The sequence below is a fragment of the Kitasatospora sp. NPDC089913 genome (assembly GCF_044748625.1).
Lineage (GTDB): Bacteria > Actinomycetota > Actinomycetes > Streptomycetales > Streptomycetaceae > Kitasatospora.
The window spans coordinates 187,897-201,346 of record NZ_JBIVGI010000006.1 but is presented as its reverse complement, the minus strand read 5'-3'; the positions used below and the strand labels follow the sequence as shown (position 1 = coordinate 201,346).

Annotated in this window: 1 protein-coding gene (cut by a window edge); it reads right to left on the bottom strand. The window is 74.4% G+C overall.

What is annotated here, in order from left to right; all coding sequences use genetic code 11:
- Nucleotides 1–13,450 carry the start of a non-ribosomal peptide synthase/polyketide synthase gene (locus ACIPYS_RS12365; RefSeq protein WP_400745683.1) on the bottom strand. It extends 14,252 nt beyond the left edge of the window, so only the first 13,450 of its 27,702 coding nucleotides appear in the window; it begins with the start codon at nucleotides 13,448–13,450; its stop codon lies beyond the left edge, outside the window.

Below are 13,450 nucleotides of genomic sequence, written 5' to 3'. Positions count from 1 at the left end.
CCTCGTACGGGGCCGGCTCCCGGCCGTCGCGCAGGCTGCGGTAGGCGGCGACGAGCTCCATCAGCAGGGTGTGGTAGCTCCACCCCTCGGTGATGGCGTGGATCTGGCTGAACGTCATCCGCCAGGCGTCGGCGCCCTCGATGTGGACGGCGATCCGCAGCAGCGGGGCCGCCGTGAGGTCGAAGCCGGCGGCGTACTCCTCGTCGACGTAGGCGAAGGCGAGTTCCTGCTGCCGCTCCGCCGGGAGCGCACTCACGTCGTGCACGGCGAGCGGGATCTCGACCTGCGCGTGAACGAGCTGCAGCGGCTGGCTGAAGCCGTCCAGGTGCATCGAGGTGCGCAGGATGTCGTGGCGGGCCACGACGGTGGCGAGCGCCGCGCGCATCGCGGTCTCGTCGAAGGGCTCCGTGTCGGGGATCCGGAAGGAGTTGATGTTCTGGTAGACGTGCTCGTCGGCCGAGGCCAACATCTCGACCAGCATGCCGGTCTGCACCTGCGACAACGGGTACGCGTCCACCACGTCGGCCGGGAGCCGTTCGCGGTCGCGGTCGCTGATCAGCGCGAACGGCTCGACCGTCTCCACCAGGGAACCGGTCACCTCCTGACCGGCCACCCGGCCCGCCAACGCGGCGATCGTCTTCAGCTGGAACACGTCCGGGATCGAGACGTCGAACCCGGCCGCACGCAGCGCACCGACCAGCCGGACCGCGCGGATCGAGTCACCGCCGAGGTCGAAGAAGCTGTCCTCGACACCCACCTCCGGCAGGCCCAGCACCTCGGCCCACACCGCGGCGAGCCGCTCCTCCACCGGCGTACGCGCGGCGACGAACGCCGCACCCGCGAACGCCGCCAGGTCCGGCGCCGGCAGCGCGCGGTGGTCCACCTTGCCGCTGCCGTTCAGTGGGACGGCGGCCAGCTCGACGAAGGCCGCCGGGACCATGTACTCCGGCAGGGTCTGCGCCAGGTGGGCCCGGAGCGCGGCGGTGTCGAGCGCCGCCCCGTCCACCGGGACGACGTACGCGACCAGGGACTTCTCGCCCGCCCCGCTCTCGCGCACCGCCACGACGACGTCGCGGACGAGCGTGTGCTCGCGCAGTCGGGCCTCGATCTCGCCCAGCTCGATCCGGTAGCCGCGGACCTTGACCTGCTTGTCGATCCGGCCGAGGAAGTCGATCGAGCCGTCGGGCAGGAAGCGCGCCAGGTCACCGGTCCGGTAGAGGCGGGTGCCCGCCGCACCGAAGGGGTCGGGGACGAACTTCTCCGCCGTCAGCCCGGCCCGGCGCAGGTAGCCCCGGGCGAGGCCGGGGCCGCCGATGTGCATCTCGCCGGGGACGCCGACGGGCACCAACTGCCCGTCCGCGTCCAGGAGGTGAATGGTGAGGTCGGACAGGCGGCGGCCGATGACGCTGCGGCCGGGGTGGGCCAGGTCGTCCGCGCCGATCCGGTGGTGGGTGGCGTAGACGGTGATCTCGGTCGGGCCGTACATGTTGACCAGGGCCGGGCGCCGAATGCCGAACCGGGCGGTCCACGGCTCCAGTTCGGACATGTCCAGCCGCTCGCCGGCGAAGATCACGGCACGCAGGGCGAGCCCGTCCACGGCCGCCGCGGCGTCGCCGGCCAGGGCGGCCAGCGAGCGGAAGGCGGACGGGGTCTGGCACAGCACGGTGACCCGCTCGCGGACCAGCAGGTCCAGCATGTCCTGCGGGGAGCGGCTCACCGTCGGCGGGACGACCACCAGCCGGGCACCGTGCAGCAGGGCGCCCCACATCTCCCAGACCGAGACGTCGAAGGCGTAGGAGTGGAACAGCGCCCACACGTCCCCGGCCGAGAACTCGATCTGCTCACGCGTGGCGGTGAACAGCCGGGCGACGTTGGCGTGGGTGAGGCAGACGCCCTTGGGCAGGCCGGTGGAGCCGGAGGTGTAGATGACGTAGATCAGATTGTCCGGCCGCACCTCGGTCACGGGGGCGGTGGCCGGACGGACCGCGATCGCCTCCGCGTCCAGGTCGACCAGGACCCGGGTGCCGGCGAAGTCCAGCTCCGGCAGAGCGGAGTGGGTGACCAGGATCGGCGCCTGCGCGTCGGCCAGCATGTAGGCCAGGCGCTCGGCCGGGTTCACCGGGTCCAGCGGCAGGTACGCAGCACCCGACTTCAGCACACCCAGCAGGGTCGGGACCAGGTCCGGGCCGCGCTCCAGCGAGACGCCGACGATCACGTCCGGGCCGGCACCCAGCGCGACCAGGTGGTGGGCGATCCGGTTCGCCCGCTCGTCCAGCTCCCGGTAGGACAGGTGCAGTTCGCCGCTGGTCAGCGCCACCGCCTCCGGGGAACCGGCCGCAACCGCCGCGAACAGCTCGTGCACCGTCTCCGTCACCGGCCGCTCCACCGGCGCGTTCCACGCACCCAGCAGCAGCGCGCGGTCCGCCTCCGGCAGCACCGGGCCGGTGGCGTCGCCGAACGGGTCCGCCGCCATCGCCTCCAGCACCGAGCGGTACATCGCCCCGAGCCGCGCCAGGTTCTCCGCCGCGAAGACGGTGGCCGCGCAGCTGAGGCTGAACGCGCCGCCGCTGGCGATGGCCACGAGGTCGAACTCGTTCGCGCCCTCGCCCATGGTCGCCTCGACGTCCACGGAGCCGGCGTCGACCTGGTGGAAGTTCTGGTGGTCGAACAGCACCGACAGCAGGCTGCCGCCGACGCCGGCCGCACGCTGGATCGCGGGCAGCGGGTAGCGCCGGTGCGACCAGATCTCGGTCTCCCGGGCGTACACGCCCTCGACCAGCTCGTGCCAGCTCCGCGCGCCCCGGCTCGCGGGGAGCGGCAGCGTGTTGAGGTGCATGCCGAGCACCCGGTCGGAGCCGGGGGCCTCCAGCCGGCCGTGGTAGACCACGCCCGTGTGGAAGGACTCCTCGGCCGTCAGCGCGCCCAGCACCTTCAGGTGCGCGGCGAGCAGCACGCTCTTCAGCGAGGTCCTCGCCTCGACGGCGAGCTTGCGCAGGCCGTCCTCGAGGTCCGCGAACGGGACCCGCAGGCCGTGCCGCTCGGTGGCGTCGGCGGTCTCGTCGGCCCAGCCGGCCGGCAGGACGAGCGGGCTGTGGGTGTCCACGACGCCCTGCCAGAACGCCTGCTCGGCGGGGTCGGCGAGAGCGGCCTGCTCGGCCGCGACGAAGTCGGCGTACCGGACGGCGGGCGCCTCGAACGCGGACGGCTCCCGACCGTCGCGCAGCTCGCGGTAGACGCCGACCAGCTCCATCAGCAGGGAGTTGACCGTCCAGCCGTCGGTGATCGCGTGCAGGTGGCTGAAGGTGAGCCGCCACGCGTCGTCCGCCTCGAGGTGCACGGCCAGCCGCAGCAGCGGACCGGCGGCCAGGTCGACACCGGTCGCGCGGTCCTCCTCGACCCAGGCCAGGGTCTGCCGCGTCTGCTCCTCCGGGGCCAGCCCCCGCAGGTCGGCGACCTGCACGGGGACGGCGACGGCGGCGCGGACCAGCTGGAGCGGCTGCGAGAAGCCGTCCAGGTGCATCGTCGTCCGCAGCACCTCGTGCCGGGCGACGACCGTGTCCACGGCCGTGCGCATGGCCCCGGCGTCGAACGACCGGGTGTCGGGGATCCGGAAGGAGGTGATGTTCCGGTAGGTGTTCCGGCCGTCGCCGGCCAGCATCTCGACCAGCATGCCGGTCTGCACCTGCGACAGCGGGTACGCGTCGACCGCGTCCACCGGCAGCTGCGCCCGGTCCTGCTCGGTGACGAGCGCGAACGGCTGCACGGCCGCGACCAGCGAGTGGCCGAGGTCGCGGGTGCCCAGCAGCTCGGCGAGGGCGGCGACGGTGCGGTTCTGGAAGACGTCGGGGATCGAGGCGTCGTACCCGGCGGCGCGGAGGGCGCCGACCAGGCGGACGGCGCGGATCGAGTCGCCGCCGAGGTCGAAGAAGCTGTCCTCGACACCCACCTGCGGCAGGTCCAGGACCTCGCACCAGACGGCGGCGAGGCGCTCCTCCAGCGGCGTGCGCGGCGCGAGGTACTCCTCGGTGGCGAAGGCGGCCAGGTCGGGCGCGGGCAGGGCGCGGTGGTCGACCTTGCCGTTGCCGGTGAGGGGGATGCGGTCGATCAGCTGGTAGGCCGCGGGGACCATGTAGTCGGGCAGCGCGGCCCCGAGGTACGCGCGCAGGGCGGCGGTGTCGGGGGTCGCGGCCTCGACCGGGACCAGGTAGGCGGTGAGGCGCTTGTTGCCCGGCTGCGGCTCGCGGACGCTGACCACGGCGTCGCGGACGTGGGGGTGTTCGCGCAGGCGGGCTTCGATCTCGCCGAGTTCGATGCGGTAGCCGCGGATCTTGACCTGGTTGTCGATACGGCCCAGGGTTTCGAGGGTGCCGTCCGGCAGGAACCGGGCGAGGTCGCCGGTGCGGTAGAGGCGGGAGCCGGCGGGGCCGTGGGGGTTGGGGAGGAACTTCTCGGCGGTCAGGTCCGGGCGGCCGAGGTAGCCGCGCGCCAGACCGGAGCCGTCGATGTACACCTCGCCCGCGACACCGATCGGGGTCGGCTGCAGGTCGGCGGTGAGGACGTACATGCCGGTGTTGGGGATCGGGGCGCCGAGCGGGATCGCCTCGGTCACCGGCAGGGTGTCGATGATCAGACCCGAGTTGCCGATGGTGATCTCGGTCGGCCCGTACTCCGTCGCAACCTTCGTACCGCCCTCACCGGCCAGCTGCCGCCAGCGCTCGGCGAGGGAGACGGGGAAGTTGTCACCAGCCGCGATGACGACACCGGCAAGATCCCGGGCCTGGTCGGCGGTGAGCTGGTGGGTGAGGAGGTCGAGGTGGCCGGGGGTGAGCTTCACGAAGCTGAACGGACCCGCCTCCGCCAGGGCAGAACCCAGCGACGCCGTGTCCAGGCCGTCCGGAAGCAGGGTCACCGCCTGGCCGCAGATGAGCGGCGTGAACAGGTCCGGAATACCCAGGTCGAACGAGATCGACGAGAACAGCGGAGCACCACCCGTGCCGTGCGAGGCATAGGTGTCCACCGTCCACGCCAGGTAGTTCACCAGACCCGCGTGCTGGACCATCACACCCTTGGGACGACCCGTCGAACCCGAGGTGTAGATGACGTACGCGAGCTGCGCCGGGTCCGTCGTACGCGCCGGAGCCGTGGTGGGGCGACGCTTCAGACGGCGGTCGGTGTCCAGGACGACCAGGGTGCCCTGGTGGACGGCCGAGAGTGCGGCGGTGTGGGCGGTGCTGGTGACCAGGACCGGGGCCGCCGTGTCGGCGAGGATGTACGCGAGGCGCTCGGCGGGCAGGGTCGGGTCGAGCGGCAGGTACGCCGCGCCCGCCTTCCAGATGCCCAGCAGCACCGGCACCAGCTCGGGACCGCGCTCCAGGCACACACCCACCAGCGAGTCGGCGACCGCACCGGCCGCCAGCAGGTGGTGCGCCACCTGGTTCGCCCGCTCCTCCACCTCACGGTAGGAGAGCCGGACGGCACCCGCGACGACCGCGACAGCGTCCGGCGTCGCGGCAACCTGCGCCTCGAACAGCTCCAGCACCAGAGCACCCGGACGCTCCACCGAACCACCCGACGCCCAGTCGCCCAGCAGCGCTCGCTCGGCGTCCGCCAGGAACACCGCACTCGCGTCCCCGTCCGGATCGGCCGCCATGGCCTCCAGCACCGAGCGGTACATTCCGCCCAGTCGCTCCAGGTTCACCCGGGCGACCACGTCGGTCGCGCTGCTCAGGCCCAGCTTCCCGCCCCGGGCAATGACGTTGAGGCCGAACTCGTTGCCGCCGGTGCCCATGGTGGCAGTGGCGTCGATCGCGTCGGTGTCGACCTGGTGGAAGTCCAGGTACTCGAACAGGATGCCGAGCAGGTCGCCCGATCCGCCGGCCGCGCGCTGGATGGCGGGCAGCGGGTAGCGGCGGTGCGACCAGATCTCGGTCTCCTGCCGGTACACCCCCTCCACCAGCTCCCGCCAGGTACGGGCGGCGCCCGAACGGGCCGGGAACGGCAGCGTGTTCAGGTGCATACCCAGCACCCGGTCCGCACCCGGCGCCTCCAGCCGGCCGTGGTACACCACACCCGTGTGGAAGGACTCCTCACCCGACACCATGCCCAGCACCTTCAGGTGCGCCGCCAGCAGCACACTCTTGAGCGACGTCCTCGCCGAGGCCGCCAGCGCCCGCAGACCCTCCTCGAGGTCCCCGTACACCACCCGGACGTGCACCTTCTCCCGGCCGGCACCCTGCTCCGCCCAGGAGGCGGGGAGCGCGGTCGGTGCGTGGGAGGTCACCACGTCCTGCCAGAACGCCTGGTCGTCGGCGTCGGCCAGCGAGGCGAGCTCGGCGGCGATGAAGTCGGCGTACCGGACGGCGGGAGCCTCGTACGCGGGCAGGCCACGACCCTCGACCAGGCCGCGGTAGCAGGCCAGGACCTCCATCAACAGGGTGTGGTAGCTCCACCCCTCGGTAATGGCGTGGATGTGACTGAACGTCATCCGCCAGGCGTCGTCCGACTCGACGTGCACGGCGACGCGCAGCAGCGGCGCGGCGGTGAGCTCGAAGCCCGCCGCCCGCTCGGCGGCGACGTACGCCGTCGCCCGGCCGGACTGCTCCTCGGCGGACAAGCCCCGCAGGTCGTGCACCGCGAGCGGGACGTCGACCTGCGCGTGCACCAGCTGGAGCGGCTGGCTGAAGCCGTCCAGGTGCATCGAGGTGCGCAGGATGTCGTGCCGGGCGACGACGGTGGCGAGCGCCTCGCGCAGGGCCTCGGCGGAGAACGGCTGCGCGTCCGGGATCCGGAAGGAGTTGATGTTCTGGTAGACGTGCTCGTCACCGGAAGCCAGCATCTCGACCAGCATGCCGGTCTGCACCTGCGACAACGGGTAGGCGTCCACGACGCCTGCCGGGAGCTGGGCCCGGTCCCGCTCGCCGATCAGCGCGAACGGCTCCACGACGCGGATGAGCGACTCGCCGCCCTCCTGGCCGGCCACCCGGCCCGCCAGCGCGGCGATGGTCTTCAGCTGGAACACGTCCGAGATCGAGACGTCGAAACCGGCCGCACGCAGCGCGCCGACCAGGCGCACGGCCCGGATCGAGTCGCCGCCGAGGTCGAAGAAGCTGTCCTCGACACCCACCTGCGGCAGGCCCAGGACCTCGGCCCACACCGCGGCGAGCCGCTCCTCCACCGGCGTACGCGCGGCGACGAACGCCGCACCCGCGAAGGCCGCCAGATCCGGCGCCGGCAGGGCGCGCAGGTCGACCTTGCCGTTGGCGGTCAGCGGGACGGCGGCGAGCTCGACGAAGGCCGCCGGGACCATGTACTCCGGCAGTGCGGCGCCGAGGTGGGCGCGGAGCGCGGTCGCGTCCAGGGTCGCGCCGTGGGCGACGACCAGGTAGGCGGCGAGGGTCTTCTCCCCCGCCTCGCCCTCGCGCACCGCGACCACGGCGTCGCGGACCTGCGGGTGCTCGCGCAGGCAGGCCTCGATCTCGCCCAGCTCGATCCGGTAGCCGCGGACCTTGACCTGCTTGTCGATCCGGCCGAGGGACTCCAGGGTGCCGTCGGCCAGGCGGACGGCGAGGTCGCCGCTGCGGTAGAGGCGGGAGCCGGCCGGGCCGTACGGGTCGGGGACGAAGCGCTCGGCGGTCAGCTCCGGGCGGCGCAGGTAGCCGCGCGCGGCGGCCGGGCCGCCGACGTGGATCTCGCCGGGGACGCCGATCGGCACCAACCGGCCGTCCGCGTCGAGCAGGTGGACGGTGAGGTCGGAGAGCGGGGAGCCGATGGGGCTGTGGGCGGTGCGGGCGAGGTCGTCCTCGGTCACCCGGTGGTAGGTGGAGTGGACGGTGGTCTCGGTGATCCCGTACATGTTGACCAGCGCGGGGCGGCGCGCGCCGAGGCGGTCCGTCCAGGGCCGGAGTTCGGACATGTCGAGCCGCTCGCCGCCGAAGATGACGGTGTGCAGGGCGAGTTCGTCGGTCCGGGGGTCGCCGTCGGCGGCGAGGGCGGCGAGCGCGCGGAAGGCGGACGGGGTCTGGCCGAGCACGGTGACCCGCTCGCGGACCAGCAGGTCCAGCAGGTCCTGCGGGGACCGGCCGACCGCGGGCGGGACGACGACCAGGCGGCCGCCGTGCAGCAGGGCGCCCCACATCTCCCAGACGGACCAGTCGAAGGCGTAGGAGTGGAAGAGGGTCCAGACGTCGTCGGCCGCGAAGGCGAAGCGGTCGTGGGTGGAGCGGAAGAGCCGGACGACGTTGGCGTGGGTCAGGCAGACGCCCTTGGGCAGGCCGGTGGAGCCGGAGGTGTAGATGACGTAGATCAGGTTGTCCGGCCGCACCTCGGTCACGGGGGCGGTGGCCGGACGGACCGCGATCGCCTCCGCGTCGCGGTCCAGCACGATCCGGGTGCCGGTGAACTCCGGTGCGGCGACGGCGGAGTGGGTGACCAGGATCGGCGCCTGCGCGTCGGCCAGCATGTAGGCCAGGCGCTCGGCCGGGTTCACCGGGTCCAGCGGCAGATAGGCGGCGCCCGACTTCAGCACACCGAGCAGGGTCGGCAGCAGGTCCGGACCGCGCTCCAGGCAGATGCCGACGATCACGTCCGGACCGGCGCCCAGGGCGACCAGGTGGTGGGCGATCCGGTTGGCCCGCTCGTCCAGCTCCCGGTAGGTGACGGCCTGCCCGTCGACGGTGAGGGCCACGGCCTCCGGCGTCCCGGCTGCGACCGCCGCGAACAGCTCGTGCACGGTCTCCGTCACCGGCCGCTCCACCGGCGCGTTCCACGCACCCAGCAGTTGCTCGCGCTCGCCCTCGGGCAGGACCGCGCCCCGGGCGCCGCCCTCCCCGCCGGCGGCCATCGCGGCCAGCACGGCCCGGTACATCGAACCGAGGCGCGCCAGGTTCGCCCGGCTCACCACGGCGGTCGTGGTGCTGAGGTCGATGCCGCCGCCGCGGGAGATCGCGGTGAGCTCGAACTCGTTGCCGCCGTCGCGCAGTCCGCCGTCGACCTCGGTGGTGTCGCGGTCGACCTGGTGGAAGTCCTGGTGGTCGAAGAGCACCGGCAGCAGCTCGCCGCCGACGCCGGCCGCGCGCTGGATCGCGGGCAGCGGGTAGCGCCGGTGCGACCAGATCTCGGCCTCCTGGCGGCGCACCGCCTCGACCAGCTCGCGCCAGGTGCGGGCGGCGCCCGGACGGGCCGGGAACGGCAGGGTGTTGAGGTGCATGCCGAGCACCCGGTCGGCGCCGACCGCCTCCAGCCGGCCGTGGTACACGACTCCGGTGTGGACGGCGTCCTCGGTGGACAGCGTGGCCAGCACCTTGAGGTGGGCGGCCAGCAGCACGGTCTTCAGCGAGGCGCCGGACTCGGCCGCGAGCGTGCGCAGCCCGTCCGCCAGGTCGCCGTACGGGACGCGGACGTGCAGCGGCTCCGCGGTCCTTGCCGCGGACGCCGCCCAGGAGGCGGGGACGGACACCGGTGCGTGGCTGCCCACGACCCCGGCCCAGTACGCCTGCTCGGCCGGGTCGGCCAGCGCGTCCAGCTCGGCGGCGACGAAGTCGGCGTAGCGGACGGCGGGCAGCTCGGCGGCCGCCGGCTCCCGGCCGTCGCGCAGCGCGCGGTAGCAGTCCAGCAGTTCGGCCAGCAGCGAGTTGACGGTCCAGCCGTCGGTCACGGCGTGCGAGTGGCTGAAGGTGAGTCGCCAGGCGTCGTCGGACTCGACGTGCACGGCGATCCGCAGCAGCGGCGCGGCGGTCAGCCCGAACCAGGCGGCCCGCTCCTGGCGGCCGAAGTCCTCGGCGAGCCGCTCCTGCTGCTCGGCCGACAGGGCGCGCACGTCGCTGACCGCGACCGGCACCTCGGCCCGCGCGTGCACCAGCTGCAGCGGGCGGCCGAAGCCCTCCAGGTGGACGGAGGTGCGCAGGATCTCGTGGCGGTCGGTGAGCAGCGCGACGGCGGCGCGCAGCGCCTCGGCGGAGAACGGCTCGGTGTCGGGGATCCGGTAGGAGCTGATGTTGCGGTAGGCGTTGCCGCCCTCGCCGGTCAGCATCTCGACCAGCATGCCGGTCTGCACCTGCGACAGCGGGTACGCGTCCACGGCGTCGGCCGGCAGCAGCGCCCGGTCCGCGGCGTCGATCAGCGCGAACGGCGCGACCGCGGCGACGGCGGTGGCGGGGGTGTCCCGGTCGGCGACGGCGGCGGCCAGCGCGGCGACGGTCCGGTGCTCGAAGAGGTCGCGGACGGCGACCTCGTAGCCGGCCTCGCGCAGCGCGCCGGCCAGCCGCACGGCGCGGATGGAGTCGCCGCCGAGGTCGAAGAAGCCGTCCTCGGCGCCGACCTCCGGCAGGCCGAGCACCTCGGCCCACACTCGGCCGATCCGCTCCTCGGCCGCGGTCCGCGGGGCGACGTACCGGCGGGCGGCGAGGTCCTCGGCGCCCGGTGCGGGCAGGGCCCGCCGGTCGAGCTTGCCGTTGGGGGTCAGCGGCAGCGCGTCCAGCGCGACGACCGCCGACGGGACCATGTACTCGGGCAGCCGGGCGGCGACCAGCTCGCGCACCTCGCGGGCGTCGATCCGGGCGCCCGGCGCGGCCACCGCGTAGGCGACGATCGTGCGGTCCCCGGGCCGGTCCTCGCGGACCACGACGGCGGCCTGCCGGACGCCGGGGCAGCCGGTGACGGCGGCCTCGATCTCGCCCGGCTCGATCCGGTAGCCGCGGACCTTGACCTGCTCGTCGGCGCGGCCGGCGTACTCCAGCCGGCCGTCCCGGCGGCGGCGCACCAGGTCGCCGGTGCGGTAGAGGCGCTCCCCGGCGGCGCCGAATGGGTTCGGCAGGAAGCGCTCGGCAGTCAGCTCCGGGCGGCGCAGGTAGCCGCGGGCGAGCTGGTGGCCGGCCACGTACAGCTCGCCCGTCGCACCGGCCGGGACCGGGCGCAGGGCGGCGTCGAGCACGTGCAGCCGGGTGTTGCGGACCGGGCCGCCGAGCGGCACGGTCGCGGTGTCGGCGGCCGGGTCGAAGGCGTGGGTGGTGATCTGGACGGTGGTCTCGGTCGGGCCGTACAGGTTGTGGATCCGCACGCCCCAGGCGGCGGTGACCTCGGCGGCGAGGGCGGGGGCGATCGGCTCGCCGCCGGTGAACACCCGGCGCAGCGGCAGCGGCGTGCCCGGGCGGTGGGCGCGGGCGGCCACCGCGAGCAGCGAGGGGACGAACTGGGCGACGGTGACACCGTGCTCGGCGATGTGGGCGAGCAGCAGCTCGGGGTCGCGCAGCACCTCGGCGGGGGCGACCCGCACGGCGGCGCCGGTCAGCAGGGGCAGCCACAGCTCCCACACCGAGGCGTCGAAGGTCAGCGCGGTGCGGGACAGCACCCGGTCGTCGGCGGCGAGCGGGAACTCGGCGGCCATCCAGGTCATCTGGTTGGCGAGGGCGCCGTGGCCGACCAGGACGCCCTTGGGGCGGCCGGTGGAGCCGGAGGTGTAGATCGCGTAGGCGGGGTGGGCGGGCAGCAGCGGCGCGGTCCGCTCGGCGTCGGCCAGAGCGGTGGCGGGCTGCGCGGCGAGCGCCTCGGCGGTGGCGTCGGTGTCCAGGACGATCCGGGCGAGCGCCGGGTCCTCGAGCAGGCCGTCGGTGTCGGCGGCGGTCAGGGCGAGGGCCGGGCGGGCGTCGGCGAGCTGGAAGGCGATCCGGTCGACGGGGTGGGCCGGGTCGATCGGCAGGTAGGCGGCGCCGGACTTGAGCACGGCGAGCACGGCGACGACCAGCTCGGCGGAGCGCGGCAGGGCGAGCGCGACCAGCTGCTCGGGGCCGACGCCCCGGCCGGTCAGCAGCCGGGCGAGGCGGTCGGACCGCTCGTCCAGCTCCCGGTAGGTCAGGGTGGTGTCGCGGAACAGGACGGCGGGCGCGTCGGGGGTGCGGCGGGCCTGCTCGGCGAAGAGCGCGGGCACGGTGACGGCGGCGCTCCCGTCGAAAGGCTCCTCGGCACCGGTCGGCGGCTGCGTCTGCGCCTGCGCCTGCTCGAGTTCGAGCTCGTCCTCGCCGAGCATCGGCAGGGCGGAGAGCCGGGCGGTCGGGTCGGCGGTGGCGGCGTCCAGCAGCCGGAGGTAGTGGGCGGCCATCCGCTCGACCGTCTCCCGGTCGAACAGGGCGGTGGCGTAGCGCAGCCGGGCGTGCAGCTCGCCGTCCCGGGCGTCCTCGATGTCGAGGGTGAGGTCGGTCTTGGCGACGCGGTCGGCGGTCTCGGCGCGCACGCTCAGGCCGGGCAGCTCGAAGGCCGGGGTCCGGTGCTCGCGGAGGACGAAGTCGGCCTGGTAGAGCGGGGTGCGGGAGGCGTCGCGCTCGGGCTGCAGCTCGTCGACGAGGCGGGCGAAGGGCACCGACTGGTGGGCGAAGGCGTCCAGCACGGTGGCGCGGCCGGCGTCGAGGAGGTCCCCGAAGGCCGGGTCGCCGGTCCAGCCGAGGCGGGCCACGACGACGTTGATGCCGTAGCCGATCAGCGGCTGGAGCTCGGGCCGGGCGCGACCGGAGACGGTGACGCCGACCGGGATGTCGCTGGAGCCGGTCCAGCGGGCCAGCAGGCCCTGGAAGGCGGTGAGCAGGACGGTGAAGCGGGTGGTGTCGTGGGCGGTGGCGAGCGCGAGGGCGCGGCGCGCGGTCTCGGCCGGGATGCGGAACGGGACGGCGTCGCCGGCCGGGTCGCGGCGGGCCGGGCGCGGCCGGTCGGTGGGCAGGTCGAGCACGGGCACGCCGGCGAGCCGCTCGCGCCAGTGGCCGAGCTGGCGTTCCAGGGCCTCGCCGGTGAGCTCGCGGCGCTGCCAGGCGGCGAAGTCGGCGTACTGGACCGGCAGCGGCGCCGGCAGGTCGGCCCGCCCGGCCACGGACGCGGCGTAGCGGTTGCCGAGTTCCTCGGCGAACAGGCCGACCGACCAGGCGTCGCAGGCGATGTGGTGGAAGGTGACCACCAGCAGGTGCTCGTCCTCGGCGAGGGCGATCAGCCGGGCCCGGGCCGAGAGGTCCCGCTCCAGGTCGAACGGGACGGCGATCTCGGTCTCGGCCGCCGCGCGGGCGCGACGCTCGCGCTCGGCGGCCGGGACGGCGGTCAGGTCGGTGACCGGCAGCGGCGCCGGGCGGGCCTCCTCGACCACCTGGACCGGCTCCTCGCCCACCAGCGCGTAGCGGGTGCGCAGGATCTCGTGCCGGGCGACGATCCCGGTCCAGGCGGCGCCGAGCGCCTCGCGGTCGAGGGCACCGGTGAGGCGCAGCACCAGCGGCACCAGGTACTCGGCGCTGTCCGGCTCCAGGCGGTTGAGGAACCACATCTGCTGCTGGCCGAAGGACAGCGGCAGCGGCTGCTCACGGTCGGCCCGGGGGATGACGGACCGGCGGCCCCCTCGCTTGCCGGCCAGCCGGCGCCGCAGCAGCTCCTCGCGCCGCTGTGCCACGTCCTGCTCGGTCGACCGCTTGTCGCCGGTGCTCAT